The sequence below is a fragment of the Conexibacter sp. JCM 18997 genome (assembly GCF_055391915.1).
This window is the reverse complement of sequence record NZ_AP043885.1, coordinates 2,983,365-3,004,417: the sequence shown is the minus strand read 5'-3', so window position 1 is coordinate 3,004,417 and position 21,053 is coordinate 2,983,365. Positions and strand designations below refer to the sequence as shown.

Sequence of the window (21,053 nt, the reverse complement as noted above, 5' to 3'; positions counted from 1 at the left end):
GAGGTATTGTGGGCTAGCTCCACGCCGGACGACCGGGATGCGGAGGATGTCCACATTGTCTGGATCCTCCATGCCCGGTTGGATTGGTCGCCCGACCTAGAACCCAGGAGCTCGTGAGCACCGTGCCAGCACTTCCGACCACCGCCGACGACGTTCGGGCCTTCGTCGCCGACAACGGCGTGCGCTTCATCTTCGCCCAGTTCGTCGACATGCACGGCAAGCCGAACGCGAAGCTCGTGCCGGCGCATCATCTCGACGACCTGTTCAGCGACGGCGCCGGATTCGCGGGCGCGGCGGCGGGCGACATCGGCCAGCGGCCCAACGATCCCGACCTGGCCGCGATGCCGGACGCGCGCAGCTTCACCCCGCTGCCCTGGCGCCCGGACATCGCGCGGATGGCCTGCGACATCGAGGTCGAGGGCGAGCAGTGGGGCTACGACCCGCGCACGATCCTGCGCAACCAGCTCAAGCGCGCGGCGGACCTGGGCTACGAGTTCAAGATCGGCGCCGAGCTGGAGTACTTCCTCGTGCGCCAGACCGAGGACGGCGGCATCGAGGTGGCCGACAAGCTCGACACCCTCGACCAGCCCTGTTACGACATGCGCGCGCTGACGCGCAACCTGGACTTCGTCACCGAGGTGGCCGACCACCTCACCGCGCTGGGCTGGGACAACTACGCCACCGACCACGAGGACGCCAACGGCCAGTTCGAGCAGAACTGGGGCTTCGCCGACGCGCTGACCACGGCCGACCGGGCGGTGTTCTTCCGCTACATGGTCGAGACGCTGGCCCAGCAGCGCGGCCTGATCGCCACCTTCATGCCCAAGCCGTTCGGCCACCTGACCGGCAACGGCTGCCACTTCCACATGAGCCTGTGGAAGGACGGCGTCAACGTCTTCGAGGCCGACCCGGCCGAGGACGCTCACGGGCTGGGCCTGTCCCAGACGGCCTACCACTTCCTGGGCGGTCTGAAGGCGCACGCGCGCGCCTACATCGGCCTGACCGCGCCGACCGTCAACTCCTACAAGCGCCTGGTGATCGGCTCGCAGAGCGGCTCGGCCTGGGCGCCCGTGTACATCAGCTACGGCAACAACAACCGCACGCAGATGCTGCGCATCCCCGGCCCCGGCCGCATCGAGGACCGCACGGTCGACGGCTCCTGCAACCCGTACCTGGCCGCCACGGCGGTGCTGGCCGCCGGCCTGGACGGCATCGAGCGCGGGCTGGACCCGGGCACCCCCAGCTCCGGCCTGAACCTGCACGAGCTGTCGGCCGCCGACCGGGCCGAGCGCGGGATCGACACGCTGCCCGGCAACCTGCTGGACGCGATGCGCGAGCTGGAGGCCGACGATGTCCTGCGCGCGGCCCTGGGCTCCTGCGGGCGCGAGGACTACCTCGACTACTACGTCTCGACGAAGAAGGCCGAGTGGGAGCAGGCGCACAACCAGGTGACCGATTGGGAGCTGAAGCGCTACCTCCAGCTGTTCTAGGCCCGCCCGATGCGTCGCAGCTGCGGCTCGAGAACGAGACGCTCTCGGCCGTCGTCGCGATCATCAGCTCGACGCCGGACCTCCAGCAGGTGCTGGCCCGGGTCGTCGACCTGCTCACGCGGGCGACGGCCTGCCACGCCTGCTTCGTCTACCTGCTGGAGGACGACGAGCTGCGGCTGCGCGCCGCGTCGCCGGTCTACGCGCACCTGATCGGGCGGGTGCGCTTCGGCGTCGACGAGGGGCTGGCGGGCTGGAGCGTGCGCAACGGCCAGCCCGGGTTCATCCGCGACGAGGCGATGAACGACCCGCGCACCGTCTACGTGGCCGAGCTGGAGGAGGAGCGCTTCCAATCGATGGTCGCCGTGCCGATCCCGGCGCGCAACCAGCAGGCGCTCGGCGCGATCGTCCTGCACACCGAGGCGCCGCGCGAGTTCGACGAGGCGATCATCCTGGTGCTCACGCGCGCGGCGGCGCTGGTCGCCGGCGCGATCGAGAACGCCAAGCTGTTCGAGGAGTCCGAGCTGCGCGTCCAGGCGCTGACGCGCTGGACCGACCTGGCCCAGCGGCTGGCCGGAGCGGTCGACCGGGCCGAGCTGTACCGGCTGGCGCTGGCCGGCGCGCGCGAGCTGCTGCCCTGTGACCACGCGCGCCTGTACGAGCTGGACGCCGACGATCGCCTGCGCGCGGTGGCCGAGGATCCGCCCGCCGACCCGCCGCTCACCGAGGGGGCCAGCGCGCGCGTCGTGCTCGACCTGCTCGCCTCACCGGCGGTCGACGCCTCGCGGCTGGAGACGGTCGGGCGCGAGCTGGGGCTGGACGAGACGCCCGGCGCGGCGATGGCGATCCCCTTGAGCGCCGGCAACGAGCAGCGCGGCGTCCTGCTCGTCGCCGCGCGCGAGCCGTGGCGCGCGCACGGCGCCGAGCTGGCCCGGGCGCTGGGCCACCTGCTGGCACTGGCCCTGGAGAAGGCGGACCTGATCGAGCACCTGACCGTGGAGAACGTCGCGCGCGAGCTGTTCGACGCGTTGGGCCGCGGCGACGAGGCGCGCGCGCTGGGCCGCGCGCGCAGCGCCGGCGTGGACCTGGAGCGGGCCCACGTGATCGTCCACGCGCGCCCCTTCGACGCCGCGGCCGACGCCGACTGGGAGACCGATGGGCCGCGGGTCGAGCGCACGTTGCGCGCCGCGGTGCCCGGCGCGCTGTGTGACCTGGGCGCCGGCGAGCTGCGCTGCCTGCTGCCGGTGGCCGAGCACGGCCCGGCGCCCAGCCGCGAGCTGCTCAGCGTGCTGGAGCGCATCGCCGGCGCGCACGGCGCCGCGATCGGGCTCAGCGACGGGCGCGGCGGCGCGGCCGGGGCCGCGCGCTCGCTGACCGAGGCGGTCGACGCGTCACGGCTGGCCCAGGCGCTGAACGAGACGCCCGCGGCGATGCTGCATCGCGACGCCGGGGCCTACCGCTACCTCACGCACCTGCTCGACCAGGACGCGCCGCGCGACCACCTGCACGAGGCCGTCGCCGCGCTGGCCGCCTACGACCGCCGCCGGCAGGCCAACCTGCTGCCCACGCTGGAGCGCTACCTGGAGTCCGGCCGCGCCTACGCGCCCACGGCGCGCACGCTGAACATCCACGTCAACACGCTGCGCCAGCGGCTGCAGCGCGTCGAGGAGATCAGCGGGCTGTCGCTGGAGGACGAGGACCTGCTGTCGCTGCAGCTGGTGATCAAGCTGGCGCGGGCGCGCCGTCCGAGCTCTTGAGCACGGCGCAGATCTCCGCGTAGACCGCGTCCTCGGTGCCGCCGCCGTCGATGCGGTGCAGCCGCTCCTGACGGGCGTAGTAGCCGGCCACCGGATCGGTCTGCTCGTGGTAGACGACCAGGCGCCGGCGGGCGGTCTCCTCGGTGTCGTCGGCGCGCTGCTGGTCGGCGGCGCGGCCGATGATCCGCCGGACCGCCTCGTCGTCGTCCAGCTCCAGCAGGACCGCGGCGTCCAGCGCGCGGCCCAGCTCGGCCAGCGCCGCGTCGAGCGCCTCGGCCTGGGCCACCGTGCGCGGGAACCCGTCGAGCAGGAACCCGCAGTCCGGGTTGGCGTCGCGCAGCGCGTCGGCGATCACGTCGACGATCAGCGCGTCGGGTACCAGGTCGCCCGCGTCCATGAACGCCTTGGCCTGCCGGCCGAGCGCTGAGTCGTCGGCCACCGCGGCCCGCAGGATGTCTCCCGTGGCCAGGTACAGCAGGGACGGATTGGTGCGCAGGCGGGCGGCCTGCGTGCCCTTGCCCGCGCCGGGCGGCCCGAGGAGGATGACGTTGGTGGGACTCTCGTTCACGCAGGAAGCAAATCGAAAGTCGTCAGCGCGTGCAGTTCGGCCACGCGGGCGTCGACCTCGTCGCGGGTCAGGCGGGCGACGCGCTCGGTGCCGAACTCCTCGACGTTGAAGGACGCCACCGCGGTGCCGTAGGCCACCGCGCTGCGCAGGTCGGTGCCGGTGGCGATCGCGCCGACGAAGCCGCCCGCGAACGTGTCGCCGGCGCCGGTCGGATCGACGACGGTCTCCAACGGGAAGGCCGGCAGCGAGAAGTACGTGTCCGCGGAGATGGCCACGGCGCCGTACTCGCCCTGCTTGGCGATCACCACGGACGGGCCCATGGCCAGCAGCTCGTTGGCCGCCGCGACGAGGCTCGGCTTCCCGGTGAGCATGCGGATCTCGGCGTCGTTGAGGATCAGGCAGTCGACGCGCTCGATGACCTTGACGAGATCGTCGCGGGCGATGTTGATCCACAGGTCCATCGAGTCCAGCGCGGTGAAGCGGGGGCCGTCCATCTGCTCGAGCACGTCGAGCTGCAGCGACGGTTGGATGTTGGCCAGGAACAGCACCTCGGCGGCGCGCGAGGTGGCCGACAGCTTGGGCGCGAACGTCTCGAACACGCCCAGCTGGGTGTCCAGCGTGTCGCGCGAGTTCATGTCCCAGTGGTACTCGCCGGCCCAGAAGAACGTCTTGCCGCCGGCCACGCGCTCGACGTCGTCGAGGTTCGTGCCGCGGGTGCCCAGGACGGCCAGCTCGGCGTCGCCGAAGTCGTCGCCCACCGGGCCGACGACGTTGACCTCGTCGAACAGCGAGGCCGACAGGGCGAAGTGCGTGGCCGCGCCGCCGAGCATGCGCTCGCGCTCGCCGAAGGGCGTCTTGACGGCATCGAAGGCCAGGGAACCGACGACGGTGATGCTCATGGTGAGGTCCTCTCGGATCAGGCGACGACGGCGAGCGGCTGCACGGGCTCCGCGGCCGGCCGGGTGTAGGCGTCGCGCGGACGCGCGGTCAGGACGACGGTGTTGGAGCGGTCGCGATGGGCGAACGGCTGGACGCCCACGCGGAAGCCGCTGCGCTCCCCGACGAGCTGGAAGATCGGGCCGTTGAGCCAGTTGAGGATCGAGCCCTCGAGCTTGCCGGGGCCGCGGAAGGCGGCGTACTGGCTGGTGTCGCGCACGAAGATGTCCTGGGCCACGAGCAGGCCGTCCTGGTGCAGCAGCGCCAGCGTCTGGGCGAAGCTCTCGACCGCGACGGTGGACATGTGCACGCGGGTCCACTCGGGCAGGCCGTCGAGCAGCTCGTCGAGATGGACGTCGGCGCTGGGCGCGACCCGCCGGGCCGCGGGGGCGGGCACCTCGACGTACAGCTCCTCGAGGTGGACGGCGTCCCACACGTCGGCCCAGAAGCGCACGCCGGCGCTCAGCTCGCCGTGGGCGGCGGGCCCGTCGCGCAGGATGCGCTGGACCGTGCAGACGATGTCGGCCTCGGCCACGCCGTGGTCGCGGGCGATCGTGGCGATCTCGCCCGGGGTGATCGACGCGCGCACGAGCGGCTCGTAGGCACGGTCGCCGACGCGCATCAGCTCGTCGGTGGGGAGGTTGTCGTACAGGTTGCAGGCGTGGACGAACAGCACCTTGCCGCGCAGGTGGCCGAGGCCGAGCACGGGGTTGCGGAAGTCCAGCTCGAGGCACTCGACGCGGTCGTCGTAGGCGGCCAGCGCCTGGCGGGCGCGCTGCAGCACGTGCGGCGAGTAGTCGGCCATCACGTAGCGCACGCGGGACAGGTAGTCGCGTCCGCGGGCGGCGCATCCGGCGGCGAACGTGTCCAGCCACACCTTGGCCTGCTGGCCGTCGCCCACGCCGAACTCGAGCACGGGGATCTCGTCGGGCAGCTCGGACCACTCGTCCAGGCGATCGAGCGTGTCCAGGAACGTGTCGACCTGCTCGGCCCAGAAGGCGGGGTTCGTGCCGTCCGAGACGCCGCCGGGCAGCGCGGCTGCGTAGTCCTGCTGGAAGGTCTCGTCCCAGGCGGCCAGATGGCGCCAGTAGGAGCGGTTGAACGACCAGACCACGCTCTTGGACGGGCGCACCCACTCCTCGAGGTGGACGCACTCGTGCACGTCGGGGACGATGCCTAGCGCCTTGCGCACGCGGTCGGCGATCTGCGCGACGAGCTCGTCGTGGGGGATCTCCTTGGCCCGGCGCACGTCGATGGCGATCTCGGCCAGCGGCCCCACGTCGGGGCTGCCCGGCTCGCGCCCGAACGGGCGCACCATCACCGGCGCGCGGAAGTTCTTGCGGTACTGGACCCAGTCCAGGACGGCCGCCAGACGCGAGTGGTCGAGGTCGGGCGCGTCGGTCGCCTCGGCCAGCGCGGGGAGGATGGTGGCGAGGTCGTTGGGGTCGGCCCGTCCGACGCAACTGAGCTGGATCAGCATGGTGGGCATGCTCCCGGCCGGGGTCCGCTCGGCGCGACGGCCGATGGGGCGGTATTGCCTCACCCAACGGATAGGTCGGGCGGGCAGGCCCCCTCCGCGAAGGGCGCAAATCCCCTCCCTTCGAGAGGCGCAGGCGGGGAGGAGGCCGCTCTACGGTCCTGGCCATGAGCGAGAGCGAGTACCTGTTCACCTCGGAGTCGGTGACCGAGGGACATCCCGACAAGGTCGCCGATCAGATCTCTGACGGCGTCCTGGATGCGGTCCTGCGGGACGATCCGACCGGCCGTGTCGCGTGCGAGACGCTGGTCAACACCGGCCTCGTGGTGGTCTCGGGTGAGATCTCCACGTCGACCTATGTCGATGTGCAGGACATTGCGCGGTCGGCGATCCGAAAGATCGGCTATGTCGATGCGGATCTGGGGTTCAGTGCGGATTCGTGTGCGGTGATCAACGCGATCGACAAGCAGTCTGCGGATATCGCGCAGGGTGTGGATGCGGCGTTGGAGACGCGTGAGGGCGGCGATTCGGGTGAGTTGGACATCGCTGGTGCGGGCGATCAGGGGATGATGTTCGGCTACGCGTCCAATGAGACGGCGGAGTTGATGCCGTTGCCGATCAGCTTGGCGCACAAGTTGGCCAAGCGGTTGGCTGATGTGCGTAAGGACGGGTCGGTGGGCTATCTGCGTCCGGATGGCAAGACGCAGGTGTCGGTCCGTTATGTCGATGGTCGGCCGGTGGCGATCGAGAAGCTGTTGATCAGCACGCAGCATGCCGACAGTGCGACGAACGACCAGATCCGCAAGGACTTGTGGGAGCAGGTCGTCCTGCCGGTGCTGCCCGCCGATCTGTTCGATGAGAACGCGTTGGCCAAGGAGTTTCTGGTCAATCCGACGGGCCGGTTCGTGATCGGCGGCCCGGTCGGTGACTGCGGCCTGACCGGGCGGAAGATCATCGTGGACACCTACGGTGGGATGGCTCGTCACGGCGGTGGCGCGTTCTCGGGCAAGGACCCGAGCAAGGTGGATCGCTCGGCGGCGTATGCGGCGCGGTATGTGGCCAAGAACATCGTGGCTGCGGGGTTGGCGGATCGGGCGGAGGTGCAGGTGGCCTACGCGATCGGTGTCGCGCATCCCGTGTCGGTGATGGTCGAGACGTTCGGGACGGAGAAGATCGGCCGGGGCCGGATCGCGGAGTTGGTCAACGAGCATTTCGACCTGCGTCCGGGCGCGTTCCGTGAGTACCTCGATCTGCATCGGCCGATCTACCAGAAGACCGCCGCGTACGGCCACTTCGGCCGCGACGACGCGGACTTCACGTGGGAGCGGACCGACCGTGCCGAGGCCCTGGCCGACGCCGCCGGCCTGGCCGAGCCCGCGATCGCCTGAGCGACACGGACGATGACCGCAGAGCTGATCGACGGCACCGCGGTCGCCGCCCGCGTGCGCGCCGACGTCGAGCGCCAGGTGCGCTCGATGTCGGCGCCGCCGACGCTGGCCACGATCCTCGTCGGGGACGACCCGGCGTCGGAGATCTACGTCACGCGCAAGCGCCGCATGTGCGTCGAGGTGGGCATGCGCGACCTGCACCATCGCCTGCCCGGGGACGTCACCCAGGCCGAGGTGGCCGCGCTGATCCGATCGCTGTCGGCCGATCGGACCGTCCACGGGATCCTGCTCCAGCTGCCGCTCCCGCCACAGCTCAACGCCCGGCGGCTGATCTCGCTGATCGATCCCGACAAGGACGTCGACGGGCTGACCTCGGAGAGCGCCGGGCGCCTGACGCTGGACGAGCCGGGCCTGCGCCCGTGCACGCCGACCGGCGTGATGGCGCTGCTGGACGCCTACGACGTCGAGATCGAGGGCGTCGAGGCGGTCGTCGTCGGCCGCTCGGACCTGGTCGGGCGCCCACAGGCCCAGATGCTGCTGGAGCGCGACGCCACGGTGACCAGCTGCCACAAGGGCACGCGCGACCTACGCGCGATGACCCGGCGGGCCGACATCCTCGTCGTGGCCGCCGGCGCGCGCGGCCTGATCACGCGCGACCACGTCAAGCCCGGCGCGACGGTCATCGACGTGGGCATCCACCGGACGGCCGACGGACTCTCCGGCGACGTCGTCTTCGACGAGGTGGCGCCGATCGCGTCACGCATCTCCCCGGTCCCCGGCGGCGTCGGCCCGATGACCATCGCCATGCTGCTGGCCAACACCGTGCAGGCCGTCCGCCTGCAGGAGCTGGCCTGGCACACGCGCCGCCTGGAGGCCGTCGGTGAGCGCTGACCCGCGGCACTCGCGCTTCGAGATCCTGCCCTTCGGCACCGGGGAGGAGGAGGCGCTGGCGCTCGACCACCCGGTGACGATCACCGTCACCTGCTCGCCCCGCCACGGGATCGATCGCACGCTCGAGGTGGCCACCCGGCTGGCCGGTCACGGCCACGACGCGGTCGTCCACCTGGCCGCGCGCCAGGTGCGCGACGAGGCCCACCTCGACGAGCTGCTGGGCCAGATGCACGCGGCCGGGATCCGCGACGTCTTCCTGATCGGCGGTGACGCGCCCGACCCGCACGGGCCGTACCACTCGGCCGCGCTGCTGCTCGAGGTCCTGCACGAGCACCGGCACCGCCCCGCGCGCATCGGCATCGGCGCCTACCCCGAGGGCCATCCGCTGATCGACCCGCCGACGCTCCAGCGCGTGCTGGCCGAGAAGGGCGCGCTGGCCGACTACGTGGTCACCCAGCTGTGCTTCGACCCGGGCAAGCTGATCGCCTGGATCGCCGAGGCGCGCGCGACCGGGCTGGCGCTGCCGATCTACGCCGGCATCCCCGGCGCGGTGGATCGCAAGCGGCTGCTGGAGGTGTCGATGCGCGTCGGCGTGGGCGCATCGGTCTCGTTCCTGCGCAAGCAGCGCGGGCTGCGACGGCTGTTCAGCAGCCCCGTGCACGCGGCCGAGCGGCTGCACGGCGCGCTCGCGCCTCGCGTCGGGGACCCGCAGCTGGGCCTGGCCGGACTGCACTGGTACACGTTCAACAAGCTGCAGGACACGATCGCCTTCGAGCGCAATCGGCTGGCCGCCGAGGCCCGCGCGCTGTCATAAGGCGGACACTTGTCCTGAAACGGCCGGGCTTCGTCAAGCTCGGAGCGGACGCAGCCGTCTCAGTTCCCCATGCGACTGGTACCGGTCGAGCTCCTGGCGGATGACGCGATCCTGGCGCGCGAGGTGCGCGTCGGCGCGCCCGGGACCGCGCCGCTCGTGCGCGTCGGCGCCACGCTGAGCGCGTCGCTGCGCGAGAGCCTGCGCCGGCGCGGGGTGGGCGCGGTGTGGATCGACGATGGCGCGCTGTCGGAGGGCGTCGAGCCCAACGACCCGCTGCCCGCCGGCCTGCGCGACGACGCGCAGGCCACGGTGATCTCGACGCTGGCCACCGCCCGCCGGCGGCTGGAGCTGGGCCGGACGCTGAGCGACGCCGACATCGCCGAGCTGTCCCAGGTGGCCGACGCGATCGCCGGGCATCTGGTCGACGCGCCCGCCGCGGTCTACGCGCTCAACGAGATGAGCACGTCGGACCAGTACACGCACGAGCACTCGGTGCGGGTGTGCACGCTCGGCGTCCTGCTCGCCTCGCACCACTGGCGCCGCCACGGCTGGACCGACTACCGCGGCCGCCCGCGCTACGACGGCATCGAGCGGCTGCTGGCCCAGCTCGGCCTCGGGCTGCTGATCCACGACATCGGCAAGCTGCAGATCGACCGCGCGATCCTCGACAAGCCCGGCCGGCTGACGCCCGAGGAGCGCGTCGAGATGGAGCGCCACCCGACGCTCGGCCGCGAGATGCTCGTCGGCACCGAGATGTCGATGATCTCGCTCGGCGTGATCCAGTCCCACCACGAGCGCTGGGACGGGCTGGGCTACCCCAACGGCGTGCGCGGCGAGCGCATCCAGGACTTCGCCTGCCTGGCCGCGATCGCCGACACCTACGACGCGGTCTGCTCCGTGCGGCCCTACAAGGCCGCCCAGCCGCCGCACGTCGGCGTGCGGATCGTGCGCGACGGCGCGGGCACGCAGTTCAACCCGCCGATGGTGGAGACCTTCTGCCGGTTGGTGATGCCCTATCCGGTCGGCCACCAGGTCGAGCTGTCCGACGGGCGCGACGCGGTCGTCGTCGCCGTCGATCCGGCGCGGCCCTACCAGCCGACGGTGCGGGTGCGCGAGGGCGGCGCGGTGATCGAGCGCGAGGTCAACCTCGGCGAGCCCTACGCGCTGCAGACGGCGCTGGCTGCTTAGTGTCCTGATTCGAGATCCAGCAGCGCGCGCTTGACCTCCAGCCCGCCTCGGTACCCGGTCAGGCGACCGTCGCTGCCCACCACGCGGTGGCAGGGCATGACGATCGGGATCGGGGTGCGGCCGTTGCTGGTGCCGACCGCCCGGCTCAGGCGCGGGTCGCCGAGCTGGCCGGCCACCGCGCGGTAGGTCGTCGTCTCGCCGTAGGGCACGGCCTGGACGGCGGACCACACGCGCCGTTGGAACGGCGTCCCGGCGTGGTCGAGCGCGAGGTCGAAGACCCGGCGGGTGCCGGCGAAGTACTCCTCCAGCTGCGTGCGGGCGACGGCCAGCGCGGCGTCGTCGCGGGCGGCGGGGTCGGGCGCGACGCGCTCGTTGGCGAAGTGCACGCCGCTCAGCCCCCGCGGCGTGGCGGTCAGCGTGAGCGGCCCGATCGGGCTGTCGAGGATCGTCCAGCGCGCGTCCATCGCGGGGCAGACGCTACGCGGGCCGCTCACGTGAGGCGGTCAGGGCAGCAGCACGATCTTGCCCCGGGTGTGGCGCTTGGCCAGCTCGTCGAAGGCCTCGCGCACCTGGTCAAGCGGGTACGTCGCGGCGATCGGGAGCTCGAGGTCGCCGGCGGCGATCAGCCCGACCAGCTCGGCCAGGACCTCGGCCGAGGTGCCGGCCAGGCTGCCCTCGCCCTTGACGCCGTCGCGGCGCTCGGGCGGGATGATCGTGTTGACGCGGTCGGGGGCGACGCCGAGGTCGACGAGCGCCAGGTCCAGGTAGCCGCCGAACGTGTCGACGAAGGCGTCGACCCCGTCGGGTGCCGCGGCGCGGATGCGGTCGGCCACGCCGTCGCCGTAGGCCACCGCGATCACGTCGTGGGCGCGCAGCCAGTCGTGGTTGGCCGCGCTGGCCAGGCCGATGACGCGGGCGCCGGTGCGGCGGGCCAGCTGCACGGCCAGCGAGCCGACGCCGCCCGCGGCGCCGGAGATCACCACGGTCTCGCCCGCCTGGGGCGCGACGGCGCGGACCGCGGCCCACGCGGTGGCGCCGACGACGTACAGCGCGCCGGCCACCTCCCAGGGGACCGACGGCGGCTTGGCCGTCAGCTGGTCGGCGCCGACGACGACCAGCTCCGCATGGCTGGAGCGCTGGTCGCTCCAGCCGAGGACCTCGTCGCCGGGCTGCCAGGCGGTCACGCCGGCGCCGACGGCCTCGACCACGCCGGCCAGGTCGCTGCCCTCGCCCGACGGGAAGGTCGAGGGCCAGACGGCGTCGAGCAGGCCCTCGCGGATCGAGGCTTCGCCGGGGTTGATGCCGGCGGCCTTGACGCGCACGAGCACCTCGCCCGCGCCGGGGGTGGGATCGGGGACGTCGATGACCTGCAGGACGTCGACGTGGCCGTATTCGTGGAGGCGGACTGCTTTGGACATACGCACAGTTCAGCGCATGCTGGTGCGGCTATCCATGCTGGAATTGTGCGTATCCATATGCAATCGTCTCAGCAGATGGACGTTCTCACGGATCTGCTGCAACGCTCGCGTGCGCGGGGTGCCGCGTTCTCGCGCTCCACGGTCCGCGGGGCCTGGGGTATCGCCTACGGCCCGTCGAAGGGGATCGCGGTCCACGGGATCGTCGAGGGGGAGACGTACCTGTGGGCCGACGATCCGGCGCGGGCCCGCCACGTGCTGGCCGGCGACCTGGTGCTCGTCCGCGGCGCCGTCGCGCATCGCCAGGCGCATGCTCCGGGGGCGGCCTGTCGCCCGATGGCCGAGGTGCGGGCCACCGGCGCGATGGGCGCGGCCACCCGCACCCTGCGCATCGACGATCGCGGCGACGGCCCGGGCGCGGTGTTCTTCTGCGGCGCCTACCAGTTCGACGGCGACCTGGCCGGGCCGCTCCTGGCCGGGCTGCCCGACGTCATCCACCTGCGCCCGAAGGTCGGCTCGACCCTGCGCGCGACGATGGACATCATGGGCGCCGAGCTGCTGCAGCCCGAGCCCGGCCAGCAGGCGCTGCTCGATCGCCTGCTCGACGTCGCGCTGGTGCAGGTGCTGCGCGAGCAGTTGGCCGCGGACGTCGAGGCCGCGCCGGCCTGGTTTCGGGCGATGGACGATCCGGCGATCGGCACGGCGCTGCGCGCGGTGCACGCCGAGCCGCAGCGCCCGTGGACGGTGGCGGAGCTGGCCGCCGAGGCCGCGCTCTCGCGGGCCACGTTCGCGCGGCGCTTCCACGAGCTGGTCGGCGTGGCGCCGCTGACCTACCTGACCGACTGGCGCATGGCGCTGGCCCGCGAGCAGCTGCGCGACGGCGACGCCGGGCTGGCGGCGATCGCGCAGTCGCTCGGCTATGCGTCGGAGTTCTCGTTCGCGGCGGCGTTCAAGCGGCGCGAGGGCGTCGCACCGGGGCGCTGGCGAGCCGCCCTCCGTACGTGATAGCGTACATCTGTATGTCGACACGGGACTTCGACGCGCGCACCTACCACCGCGTCTCGACGGTGCATCAGGACTGGGCGGAAGGGCTGTTCGACCGCCTCGCGCTGACCGGTGACGAGACCGTGCTGGACGCGGGCTGCGGCTCGGGCCGGGTGACGGTCAAGCTGCTCGATCGGCTGCCGCGCGGACGGGTGATCGCCGTCGACGGCGCGCCCTCGATGGTGGCCGAGGCCCGCGCGCTGCTCGGTGATCGCGCGACCGTGATCGCCTCCGACCTGGTGGGGCTCGAGCTCGACGAGCCGGTCGATGCCGTCTTCTCCAGTGCCGTCTTCCACTGGATCCCCGATCACGACGCGCTGTTCGCGCGCCTGTTTGCCGCGCTGCGGCCCGGCGGGCGGATGGTCACCCAGTGCGGTGGCGCGGGCAACATCGCGCGCTTCCGCGAGCACGCGGCGATCGTCTCGGCGCGCGAGCCCTACGCGGCGCACCTGGCCGGCTTCACCGGCGTGTGGAACTACCAGGACGCCGAGCGCACGGCGGAGCGCCTGGCGGCGGCGGGGTTCACCGACGTCGAGACCTGGCTGCAGCAGTGGGCGACGACGCCGCCGGAGCCCGAGGCCTTCGTGCGCACGATCTGCCTGAACCCGCAGCTCGAGCACCTGCCCGCGGCGCTGCACGACGCCTACGTCGCCGACGTGCTGGCCCAGGCGGGCGACCCGCTGGTGCTCGACTACGTGCGCCTGAACATCAACGCGCGGCGTCCGCTCTAGCGAGGGCGATCTCGGCCTCGGCCATGTGCTCGCGCAGCACGTCGGGGCCGTCGCGCTCGATGGCGGCCAGCAGCGCGACGTGGTCGGGCCCGAGGCGCTCGCGCGTCCAGGCCGGGCGCAGCTGCGTGACGAACAGGCGCATCTCGGCCTCCAGCGCGTCGTAGGCCCGGCTGATGCGCGGCGCGCCGGCCGCGTGCACGAGCGCGCGGTGCACGTCGTTGTGGGCCTCGGCCACGTCGGCCCAGGACGCGCGGCGGCGGGCGGCGATCGTGGACAGGCGCTCGGCGGCGGCGTGGACGGCGGCGGGGAGGCGCTCGTCGTTGGCGGCCAGCGCGAGCGCCGCGGCCTCGCGCTCGAGGGCCAGGCGCAGCGCGAACAGGTCGTGCAGCGCCGCGGGGTCCAGCTGCGCGACGCGGGCGCCGCGGTTGGGCTCGATCGTGATCAGGCCCTCGGCGGCCAGCACGCGCAGCGCGGCGCGCAGCGTGTGGCGGGCGACGTCGTAGCGCTCGACCAGCTCGCGTTCGACCAGCCGCTCGCCCGGCGCCAGCTCGCCGTCGACGATCCGCTCGCGCAGCACCAGCACCAGGGCGTCGACGGCGGACACGCGCGGCAGGGCGCTCAAACGGGAAGCACCTCCGCGGGGATCGGGCGTCGGCGTCCGGGCAGGGCGAGCACGGCCAGCCCCGCGAGCACGAACGCCGCGCCGGCGATGGCGATCGTGCCGGGTTGCTCGCCCAGCACGACGACGCCGAGGATGACCGCGGTCAGCGGCTCGGCCAGCACCAGCGTGGTGGTCTCCCCGCTGGACAGGTGCCGCAGGCCGCGCGCGAACAGGACGTAGGCCAGCGCCGTGGGGATCGCGCCGAGGTAGAGCACCATGGCCAGGCCGCCCGCCTCGCCCAGGAAGCCGGGGCCGGCCAGCAGCAGGACGGGCACGAGCAGGATCCCGGCGCCGCCGAAGCCCGCGGCCATCACGCCGATCGGCTCGGCGCCGCCGTCGAGCAGGCGCTTGGCCATGACCGTGTACGTGGCGTACCCGCTGCCGGCCAGCACGGCCAGCAGGATGCCGCCGATGTGCACGTCGGCCTCGTTGCCGCCGGCGGCGACGAGCAGGACGACCCCGACGGCGGCGAGCGTCGTGGCCGCGGCCCAGCGGGCGGTCAGGCGCTCGCCGTTGACCAGCGCGCCGAGCAGGCCCGCGACGGCTGGTCCGGTGCCGATGGCCACGACGGTGCCCACCGCCACGCCGGTCTGGTTGACCGAGGCGAAGAAGGCCAGCTGGTAGATCGCGATGGCCACGGCGATCGCCGCCACGACGCGCGGGCTGCGCGGAAGGGCGGCGCGCAGCACGCGGGCGCAGAGGACCAGCAGCGCGCCGCCCACGATGATGCGGGCCGAGCCCACGGCCAGCGGATCGGCCGACGGGCCGAGCGCCTGGGCGGTGCCGGTGGTGCCGAAGCAGATCGCGGCGAGCAGGACCTGGAGGCGGGCGGCGGCCATGACATGTGGAATTGTTCCACAATCTGACGGCGGCCGCGAGCGGGGTGCTAGGCGGCGACGAGCGCGGCGGCGTCGTGCAGCCGCCCGACGGCGGCGTGTCCTCCGGCTCGGCGGAAGCGGGCGGCGGCGAGCTCGTGGTTGGGCGCGAGCGGGTCGGGCGTGAGCAGCAGCAGGACGTCGGCGTGCAGGTCGGTGGCCAGGGCGGCCGAGGCCAGGGCCGGGTCGAAGCGGTCGTCCTCGGCTTCGCAGACCGCGACGATGCCCGCATCCAGGAGCGCCTCGACCGCCTGGCGCTCGGCCACGTGCAGCGCGCCGTCCGGGCCGGCGGCCGTCTGGGTCAGCAGCGTGGCCACCGCGCGTGGGCGCAGCAGCGCGGCCAGCTCGCGGGCGATCGCGCCGGCCGGGCCGTCCGTCGGATCGGGCGCGTGGGTGACCACCAGCTCGTGCTCGGCGGCGACCTGCGCGAGCGCGCGGGCGGCCGCGATCGGATCGGTCCGTGGGAGCCCGAGTGATGCGACGACCCGCATGCGAGCGCGAGCCTACGCGGAAGACGAGAAGGCTGCGCGCACGCGGCGCACCGCGGCCGACGGCGACCCGGCGCGCCAGAGCAGCACCAGGGGGAGCGTGACCGCGTCCTCCAGCGCGACCTCGACCACGCCGCGGCTGGGTGCGGAGTCCACCGCCCGCAGCGCCACGCTCTGGGTGCTGGCCAGCTCCTCGAAGGACATCGCCCCGGTCACACGCGCCTCGACCGGCTCGACGTGTGCACCCGCGGCGGCGACCTGGGCCAGCAGCAGGTCGGTGAACGGCGTCCCCACCGGGCTGCGCACCAGCAGCCGCTCGCCGTCGAGATCGGCCAGCCGGATCGACGCGCGCGCGGCCAGCCGGTGGCCCTCGGGCACCACGGCCAGCGCGGGCAGCGGCCGCAGGGCGACCGAATCGACCTCGGGCCCGCTGCGCGAGGTGTGGGCCAGCACCAGATCGAGCTCGCGGTCGTGCAGCATCCGGGCCACGTCGCCGGGGCGGACCTCGAGCACGGACACCGACAGGTCGGGCGCGCCGTCGCGCAGCACGCGCACGACCTGCTCGCGCAGCGCCGGCCCGATGGGCGGGGACACGCCGACGTGCACCGTGCCCGACAGGCCGCGCCCGACCTCGACGGCGCGCGCGAACGCCGTGTCGGCGGCGACCAGCAGCTCGCGTCCGTCCTCCAGCAGCGACGCGCCCGCCGCGGTCAGGCGGACCTCGCGCGTCGTGCGCTCCAGCAGCTCGACCCCGAGCTCGGCCTCGAGCTGGGCGACCGACTTGGACACCGCCTGCTGGGCCAGGTGCAGGCGCTCGGCCGCGCGCGTGAAGTTGCGCTCCTCGGCCACCGCGACGAACGTGCGCAGCTGACGCAGGTCAGGCACCGCGGACACCCACAACGATCGGTGGTGAAGCGACGTCCGAGCGCTGTTTCCCTTGGCCGCGCACGGCACCGATCATCGCACTCATGACCACGAGAACCCTTGGCACCACCGGCCCCACGGTCTCCGAGCTCGGCCTGGGCTGCATGGGCATGTCCGACCTGTACGGCCCGGCCGACGAGACCGAGAGCATCGCCACGATCCACGCCGCGCTCGACGCCGGGATCACCCTGCTGGACACCGGCGACTTCTACGGCATGGGCCGCAACGAGCTGCTGATCCGCGACGCGCTGCGAACGCGTGATCGCGACGACGTCGTCATCAGCGTCAAGTTCGGCGCCCAGCGCAGCCCCGACGGCGGCTGGATCGGCTACGACGCCAGCCCGAACGCCGTCAAGACCGCCGTCGCCTACACGCTCAACCGCCTGGGCACCGACCACATCGACGTCTACCGGCCCGCCCGCCTGGACCCCACGGTCCCGATCGAGGAGACGGTCGGCGCGATCGGGGAGCTCGTGCAGGCCGGCTACGTGCGTCACATCGGCCTGTCCGAGCTGGGCGCCGAGTCGATCCGCCGGGCCGCGGCGACCCATCCGATCGCCGATCTGCAGATCGAGTACTCGCTGCTGTCGCGCGGCATCGAGGCCGAGGTGCTGCCCACCTGCCGCGAGCACGGCATCGCGATCACCGCGTACGGCGTGCTCAGCCGGGGCCTGCTGTCGGGGCACTGGTCGCCCGAGCGCGACCTCACCGCGACCGACTTCCGCGCCCACAACCCGCGCTTCCAGGGGGAGAACCTCGAGCGCAACCTGGCGCTGGTCGAGGCGCTGCGCGCGGTGGCCGACGAGCAGGGCGCGACGGTCGCGCAGGTGGCGATCGCCTGGGTGGCCGCGCAGGGCGAGGACATCGTCCCCCTGATCGGCGCCCGTCGCCGCGAGCGGCTGCACGAATCGCTGGGCGCGCTGGCGCTCACCCTCGGCGCCGACGACCTGGCCCGCATCGAGGCCGCGGTGCCCGCCGGGGCGGCCGCGGGCGACCGCTACGACGCCCGCGGAATGGGAACGATCGGGGTTCGCTGAGGGCGAAATGGGACGCTAGGTTTCCGCCATGCGCAAGGTCCAGCTCGCTCTCACCCTGGCCACGGTCGGCGCCACCGCCGCCGTGGCCGGCCCCGCGATGGCGGAGACCAACGTCTCCACCCAGGTCGCCACGTCGACCGCCCCGCAGTTGATGCCGATCCTGTTCGGCGGCACCGCCTCGATCTACGGGCAGCGCGTCGACCAGGGCGATCCGATCCCCAAGGGCAGCACGGTCGTGACGATCACCATCCAGCCGCTGGCCGGTCAGACCGGCGATGCGCTGTTCACGGCATCGTGCCCGGAGGGCAGCGGCGCCGCCGACTTCGGCCAGCCGTCGGGCGGCGCCTCGCTGGGCGGCGGCTTCGACGCGCCGCTGGCGCAGCAGACGATGCAGTTCCGCTTCGTGCCGCCGTTCACCGGCGCGGCCGGCTTCAGCGACGTGTTCATGCTCTGCCTGCCCACCGTCTCCAACCAGGTCACGACGCTGAAGACGAAGATCGTGCCGGTGACGATCCCGACCGGGAACCCGCGCGAGAAGCTGACCAAGGGCGCGCACCTGCCCGCCGGACAGCTGCTGGTCCGCAACCGCCTGGTCGGCCTCCAGCAGGGCGAGGCGGCCCAGGCGCTGACCAGCTGCCCGAAGCGCTATCTGCCCAGCTACGCGGCCAGCGCCACGAAGGGCGTCAAGGTCATGGCCGGCGGGGACGTGCTGGGCATCCTGCCTCCCGCCAAGGGCGTCACCCGCGCCACCGTCTACACGGTGTGTGCGTCGGCCGCCGTCCGCTGATGGCATGATCGGCGGCGGGTCATGCCGCTCGTCGCCGATCTACCGCTTCCCGAGCTCGACGTCTCCGATCCCGACCTGCGCGGTGAGCGCTGGCACGCGGCGATGGACGAGCTGCGCGCCGGCGGTCACTGGCTGGCCCGCGCGCCCCTGGCCACGGTGGTGCTCGACCGGGCCGCCGGCGAGCACTTCCTGCGCACGAAGGCGGCGATCTTCCCGGGCGTCCTGATCGCCGAGCTGTTCGGCATCACCGACGGCCCGCTGCACGAGCAGGTGCAGGCCAACATCATCAACGTCAACGGGGACGCCCACCGGCGCCTGCGCAGCCTGGTCAACCCCGCGCTGGCGCCGCGCGCCGTCGACCGCTACCGGCCCGTGATGCGCGGCTTCCTGGACGAGCTGTGGTCGGCGGTCGCCGCCGACGGGCGCTGCGAGCTGGTCGACGCGGTGTGCAAGCCCTACCCGGCCCAGACGATCGCCACGGTGATGGGCGCGCCGCTGTCCGACGCGCCCAAGCTGCACGACTGGTCGCAGTGGATCCAGCGCCAGTTCGACCCGATCGCGCTGTCCGATCCCGCGCAGCTGGAGGCGATCCAGCGCAAGGTCGGCGAGTTCTACGCCTGGGTGCGCCCGCTGATCGCCCGCCGCCGTGACGACCCGTCCGACGACCTGATCAGCACGCTGATCAAGGCCGAGGAGGAGGGCGACCGGCTGTCGGACGTCGAGCTGGAGAACCTGGTGCTGAACATCCTCGTCGGCGGCGTCGACACGACGCAGAGCCAGCTCGCGCACGCGGTGCGGCTGCTGGCCACGCACCCTGACCAGTGGGCCGCGCTGCGCGCCGATCCGCAGCGGCTGGTCCCCCGCGCGGTCGAGGAGACGCTGCGCTTCGAGCCGATCACGCCGTTCACGGCGCGGCTGCTCGTCGAGGAGGTCGAGTACGACGGCGTCACGTTCCCGCCGGGGACGGTGCTGATGGTCTGCGCGTTCAGCGCCAACCGCGACCCCGAGGCCTTCGAGTCGCCCCAGGCGTTCGACCTGACCGGCGAGGCCAAGCCGGGGCGCGTGCTGACCTTCGGGGCCGGGATCCACTACTGCGTCGGGGCGAACCTGGCCCGGGCCGAGCTGCAGGAGGCGCTGGGCCTCCTGGTCGAGCGGGTCGCCACGCTGCGCCTGGACGGCGAGCCCGAGCTGCAGTCGGTCAGCGGGATCTACGGCACCGACGCGCTGCCGATCGCCTTCACGGCTGCCTGACCGGCGGCGGCCCGTGGGTCGCCCGGGCGACCAGCGTCGGCTCGATCACCACGCGTCGGGCGGGCAGCGGGTCGGTCGCGTCGATGCGCTCCAGCAGCAGGTCGACGGCGCCCCGCACGAGCCGATGCAGGTGCTGGGAGATCGTGGTCAGGCGGAACGTCGACCAGCGCGCCATCGCGATGTCGTCGAAGCCGATCACCGTGATCTGCCCGGGCACATCGACTCCCCGCGCGTGCAGGGCGTCGAGCGCGCCGAGCGCGAGCACGTCGTTGGCGCAGAACAGCGCCGTCGGCGCCCCGTCGAGCAGCGCCATCGTGCTGGCCCGCCCGAAGGCGAAGTCGAACGGCCCCCGCCGCTCGAGCGCCGGGTCCAGCTCGACGCCGCCGGCGCGCAGCGTCGTGCGCAGACCGATCTCGCGGTCGCGGCCGGTGCTCGTCGTGGCCGGTCCGTGGATCGCTGCGATGCGCCGGTGGCCCAGCCGCAGAAGCTCGGCCGCGGCCAGCGCGCCACCCGCGCGGTTGTCGGTCACGCACTGGTCGCCGGCGACGTCGTCGACCGTGCGGTTGAGCAGCACGAACGGGAACTGGCGGGCGGCCAGCTCGCGCGGGAGGGTCGAGGCCAGCGACGTCGTCGTCAGCAGCGCGCCGTCCAGCGAGCCGTCGAGCAGCCGGCTGAGCAGCGCGTCGTCGTCGCCGTCGTGGGTGAGCGCCAGCAGGCGCAGGTCGGCGGCGGCCAGCGCGGTGTGCGCGAGCTCGAGCACCTCGACGAAGAACGGGTTGGCCAGGTCGCTGACCACGAGGCCGATCTGGCCGGTGCGTCGAGTGGACAGGCTGCGTCCGCGCTGGCTGGCGACGTAGCCCAGCTCGGCGGCCGCGGAGCGCACGCGCTCGCGCGTCGCCGCGGCCACATGGGGATCGTCGCGCAGCGCCCGGGAGACCGTCGGCTGCGAGACGCCTGCCAGTCGGGCGACATCGTGGCTCGTCGGCACCGGGCTCATGTATGGTTCAGCATACGTATTCAGACGAGGAGAGCAAGCGATGATCGTTGAGCGGGTGCTGATGCCCGTCACCCCCGGAAGCGAGGCCGATTTCGAGGCCGCGATGACCCAGGCCCGCGTGGTGGTCGCCCAGGCCAAGGGCTTCCGCTCGATCCGCGTCACGCGCGGCATCGAGAGCCCGTCGACCTACCTGCTGCTGATCGAGTGGGACACCGTCGAGGACCACATGGTCGGCTTCCGCGAGTCGGAGGCCTTCCAGCAGTGGCGGGCGCTGATCGGCCCGTTCTTCGCCGAGCCGCCCGCCGTCGAGCACTACACCCCGATCGACTAGGAGCGC

22 protein-coding genes are annotated in these 21,053 nt (G+C 73.0%); 12 read left to right on the top strand and 10 right to left on the bottom strand.

Going from position 1 to position 21,053, the window contains the following annotated elements; translation table 11 throughout:
• The first annotated feature begins 113 nt into the window (after positions 1–113).
• Both glnT and ACZ5UI_RS15320 read left to right on the top strand, forming a co-directional pair.
• On the top strand, positions 114–1,490 hold the full coding sequence (gene glnT, locus ACZ5UI_RS15325; protein ID WP_464188315.1) for a type III glutamate--ammonia ligase: 1,377 nt from the start codon (positions 114–116) through the stop codon (positions 1,488–1,490).
• A complete protein-coding gene (locus ACZ5UI_RS15320) occupies positions 1,457–3,244 on the top strand; it encodes a GAF domain-containing protein (RefSeq protein ID WP_464188313.1) in 1,788 nt (595 codons plus the stop codon). Before glnT ends, ACZ5UI_RS15320 begins: the two co-directional genes overlap by 34 nt.
• On the opposite strand, the gene ACZ5UI_RS15315 is transcribed toward ACZ5UI_RS15320, so the two are convergent.
• Genes ACZ5UI_RS15315 through ACZ5UI_RS15305 form a run of 3 tightly spaced genes read right to left on the bottom strand, consistent with a single transcriptional unit; the run spans position 3,210 to position 6,228 of the window.
• Entirely contained in the window at positions 3,210–3,812 is a 603-nt protein-coding gene (locus tag ACZ5UI_RS15315) for an adenylate kinase (protein ID WP_464188311.1), read from the bottom strand. The two genes, ACZ5UI_RS15320 and ACZ5UI_RS15315, sit on opposite strands and share 35 nt — an antisense overlap.
• A complete protein-coding gene (locus tag ACZ5UI_RS15310) occupies positions 3,809–4,711 on the bottom strand; it encodes a PfkB family carbohydrate kinase (RefSeq protein WP_464188309.1) in 903 nt (300 codons plus the stop codon). The genes ACZ5UI_RS15315 and ACZ5UI_RS15310 overlap by 4 nt, the downstream gene beginning before the upstream one ends.
• 17 nt (positions 4,712–4,728) lie before the next feature.
• Positions 4,729–6,228, bottom strand: a complete 1,500-nt coding sequence (locus ACZ5UI_RS15305; protein ID WP_464188307.1) for an SAM-dependent methyltransferase — start codon at positions 6,226–6,228, stop codon at positions 4,729–4,731.
• Between the two features lie 164 nt (positions 6,229–6,392).
• On the opposite strand from ACZ5UI_RS15305, the gene metK reads away from it, so the two are divergent.
• The 4 genes from metK to ACZ5UI_RS15285 all read left to right on the top strand — a co-directional run bounded on the left by metK (position 6,393) and on the right by ACZ5UI_RS15285 (position 10,506).
• Positions 6,393–7,613 carry a methionine adenosyltransferase gene (metK, locus tag ACZ5UI_RS15300; protein WP_464188304.1) on the top strand — a complete coding sequence of 407 codons (1,221 nt, stop codon included), beginning with the start codon at positions 6,393–6,395 and terminating at the stop codon, positions 7,611–7,613.
• A gap of 12 nt (positions 7,614–7,625) precedes the next feature.
• Complete coding sequence (locus ACZ5UI_RS15295; RefSeq protein ID WP_464188302.1) at positions 7,626–8,504, top strand: bifunctional 5,10-methylenetetrahydrofolate dehydrogenase/5,10-methenyltetrahydrofolate cyclohydrolase; 879 nt, start codon at positions 7,626–7,628, stop codon at positions 8,502–8,504.
• Positions 8,494–9,318 carry a methylenetetrahydrofolate reductase gene (locus ACZ5UI_RS15290; protein WP_464188300.1) on the top strand — a complete coding sequence of 275 codons (825 nt, stop codon included), beginning with the start codon at positions 8,494–8,496 and terminating at the stop codon, positions 9,316–9,318. The genes ACZ5UI_RS15295 and ACZ5UI_RS15290 overlap by 11 nt, the downstream gene beginning before the upstream one ends.
• 69 nt (positions 9,319–9,387) lie before the next feature.
• Entirely contained in the window at positions 9,388–10,506 is a 1,119-nt protein-coding gene (locus ACZ5UI_RS15285) for an HD-GYP domain-containing protein (protein ID WP_464188298.1), read from the top strand.
• On the opposite strand, the gene ACZ5UI_RS15280 is transcribed toward ACZ5UI_RS15285, so the two are convergent.
• Both ACZ5UI_RS15280 and ACZ5UI_RS15275 read right to left on the bottom strand, forming a co-directional pair.
• Entirely contained in the window at positions 10,503–10,970 is a 468-nt protein-coding gene (locus tag ACZ5UI_RS15280) for a methylated-DNA--[protein]-cysteine S-methyltransferase (protein WP_464188296.1), read from the bottom strand. The genes ACZ5UI_RS15285 and ACZ5UI_RS15280 overlap by 4 nt on opposite strands.
• Positions 10,971–11,009: 39 nt before the next feature.
• Positions 11,010–11,924: an NADP-dependent oxidoreductase gene (locus ACZ5UI_RS15275; protein WP_464188294.1), complete on the bottom strand. Its 915-nt coding sequence runs from the start codon at positions 11,922–11,924 to the stop codon at positions 11,010–11,012.
• Between the two features lie 75 nt (positions 11,925–11,999).
• On the opposite strand from ACZ5UI_RS15275, the gene ACZ5UI_RS15270 reads away from it, so the two are divergent.
• Complete coding sequence (locus ACZ5UI_RS15270; RefSeq protein WP_464188292.1) at positions 12,000–12,926, top strand: AraC family transcriptional regulator; 927 nt, start codon at positions 12,000–12,002, stop codon at positions 12,924–12,926.
• Positions 12,927–12,940: 14 nt separating this feature from the next.
• Entirely contained in the window at positions 12,941–13,696 is a 756-nt protein-coding gene (locus ACZ5UI_RS15265) for a methyltransferase domain-containing protein (protein ID WP_464188290.1), read from the top strand.
• Here the strand turns inward: ACZ5UI_RS15265 and ACZ5UI_RS15260 are convergent.
• Genes ACZ5UI_RS15260 through ACZ5UI_RS15245 form a run of 4 tightly spaced genes read right to left on the bottom strand, consistent with a single transcriptional unit; the run spans position 13,674 to position 16,605 of the window.
• The gene (locus tag ACZ5UI_RS15260) at positions 13,674–14,318 is read right to left on the bottom strand and encodes a GntR family transcriptional regulator (protein WP_464188288.1); all 645 of its coding nucleotides are present in this window, start codon (positions 14,316–14,318) and stop codon (positions 13,674–13,676) included. The genes ACZ5UI_RS15265 and ACZ5UI_RS15260 overlap by 23 nt on opposite strands.
• Positions 14,315–15,196, bottom strand: coding sequence for a DMT family transporter (locus tag ACZ5UI_RS15255; protein ID WP_464188286.1), 882 nt, complete (start codon positions 15,194–15,196; stop codon positions 14,315–14,317). The genes ACZ5UI_RS15260 and ACZ5UI_RS15255 overlap by 4 nt, the downstream gene beginning before the upstream one ends.
• 47 nt (positions 15,197–15,243) lie before the next feature.
• Positions 15,244–15,723: an amino acid kinase family protein gene (locus ACZ5UI_RS15250; protein ID WP_464188284.1), complete on the bottom strand. Its 480-nt coding sequence runs from the start codon at positions 15,721–15,723 to the stop codon at positions 15,244–15,246.
• A gap of 12 nt (positions 15,724–15,735) precedes the next feature.
• Positions 15,736–16,605: a LysR family transcriptional regulator gene (locus ACZ5UI_RS15245; RefSeq protein WP_464188282.1), complete on the bottom strand. Its 870-nt coding sequence runs from the start codon at positions 16,603–16,605 to the stop codon at positions 15,736–15,738.
• A gap of 83 nt (positions 16,606–16,688) precedes the next feature.
• On the opposite strand from ACZ5UI_RS15245, the gene ACZ5UI_RS15240 reads away from it, so the two are divergent.
• From ACZ5UI_RS15240 to ACZ5UI_RS15230, 3 genes are read left to right on the top strand one after another with little or no spacing between them, the layout of a single operon-like run.
• On the top strand, positions 16,689–17,681 hold the full coding sequence (locus ACZ5UI_RS15240; RefSeq protein ID WP_464188280.1) for an aldo/keto reductase: 993 nt from the start codon (positions 16,689–16,691) through the stop codon (positions 17,679–17,681).
• 28 nt (positions 17,682–17,709) lie between these two features.
• On the top strand, positions 17,710–18,468 hold the full coding sequence (locus tag ACZ5UI_RS15235; RefSeq protein ID WP_464188278.1) for a hypothetical protein: 759 nt from the start codon (positions 17,710–17,712) through the stop codon (positions 18,466–18,468).
• Positions 18,469–18,489: 21 nt separating this feature from the next.
• On the top strand, positions 18,490–19,719 hold the full coding sequence (locus ACZ5UI_RS15230; RefSeq protein ID WP_464188276.1) for a cytochrome P450: 1,230 nt from the start codon (positions 18,490–18,492) through the stop codon (positions 19,717–19,719).
• Here ACZ5UI_RS15230 and ACZ5UI_RS15225 read toward each other — a convergent pair.
• Positions 19,706–20,716 carry a LacI family DNA-binding transcriptional regulator gene (locus ACZ5UI_RS15225; RefSeq protein WP_464188274.1) on the bottom strand — a complete coding sequence of 337 codons (1,011 nt, stop codon included), beginning with the start codon at positions 20,714–20,716 and terminating at the stop codon, positions 19,706–19,708. The two genes, ACZ5UI_RS15230 and ACZ5UI_RS15225, sit on opposite strands and share 14 nt — an antisense overlap.
• Positions 20,717–20,756: 40 nt before the next feature.
• On the opposite strand from ACZ5UI_RS15225, the gene ACZ5UI_RS15220 reads away from it, so the two are divergent.
• Positions 20,757–21,047 carry an antibiotic biosynthesis monooxygenase family protein gene (locus ACZ5UI_RS15220; protein WP_464188272.1) on the top strand — a complete coding sequence of 97 codons (291 nt, stop codon included), beginning with the start codon at positions 20,757–20,759 and terminating at the stop codon, positions 21,045–21,047.
• Positions 21,048–21,053 lie beyond the last annotated feature (6 nt).

Bases quoted from the DNA above. Each gene is read 5' to 3' on its own strand.
- ACZ5UI_RS15310 (WP_464188309.1), bottom strand. From the start codon at position 4,711: ATGAGCATCACCGTCGTCGGTTCCCTGGCCTTCGATGCCGTCAAGACG.
- ACZ5UI_RS15305 (WP_464188307.1), bottom strand. From the start codon at position 6,228: ATGCTGATCCAGCTCAGTTGCGTCGGACGGGCCGACCCCAACGACCTC.
- metK (WP_464188304.1), top strand. From the start codon at position 6,393: ATGAGCGAGAGCGAGTACCTGTTCACCTCGGAGTCGGTGACCGAGGGA.
- ACZ5UI_RS15295 (WP_464188302.1), top strand. From the start codon at position 7,626: ATGACCGCAGAGCTGATCGACGGCACCGCGGTCGCCGCCCGCGTGCGC.
- ACZ5UI_RS15285 (WP_464188298.1), top strand. From the start codon at position 9,388: ATGCGACTGGTACCGGTCGAGCTCCTGGCGGATGACGCGATCCTGGCG.
- ACZ5UI_RS15280 (WP_464188296.1), bottom strand. From the start codon at position 10,970: ATGGACGCGCGCTGGACGATCCTCGACAGCCCGATCGGGCCGCTCACG.
- ACZ5UI_RS15275 (WP_464188294.1), bottom strand. From the start codon at position 11,924: ATGTCCAAAGCAGTCCGCCTCCACGAATACGGCCACGTCGACGTCCTG.
- ACZ5UI_RS15270 (WP_464188292.1), top strand. From the start codon at position 12,000: ATGGACGTTCTCACGGATCTGCTGCAACGCTCGCGTGCGCGGGGTGCC.
- ACZ5UI_RS15265 (WP_464188290.1), top strand. From the start codon at position 12,941: ATGTCGACACGGGACTTCGACGCGCGCACCTACCACCGCGTCTCGACG.
- ACZ5UI_RS15255 (WP_464188286.1), bottom strand. From the start codon at position 15,196: ATGGCCGCCGCCCGCCTCCAGGTCCTGCTCGCCGCGATCTGCTTCGGC.
- ACZ5UI_RS15250 (WP_464188284.1), bottom strand. From the start codon at position 15,723: ATGCGGGTCGTCGCATCACTCGGGCTCCCACGGACCGATCCGATCGCG.
- ACZ5UI_RS15240 (WP_464188280.1), top strand. From the start codon at position 16,689: ATGACCACGAGAACCCTTGGCACCACCGGCCCCACGGTCTCCGAGCTC.
- ACZ5UI_RS15235 (WP_464188278.1), top strand. From the start codon at position 17,710: ATGCGCAAGGTCCAGCTCGCTCTCACCCTGGCCACGGTCGGCGCCACC.
- ACZ5UI_RS15230 (WP_464188276.1), top strand. From the start codon at position 18,490: ATGCCGCTCGTCGCCGATCTACCGCTTCCCGAGCTCGACGTCTCCGAT.
- ACZ5UI_RS15225 (WP_464188274.1), bottom strand. From the start codon at position 20,716: ATGAGCCCGGTGCCGACGAGCCACGATGTCGCCCGACTGGCAGGCGTC.
- ACZ5UI_RS15220 (WP_464188272.1), top strand. From the start codon at position 20,757: ATGATCGTTGAGCGGGTGCTGATGCCCGTCACCCCCGGAAGCGAGGCC.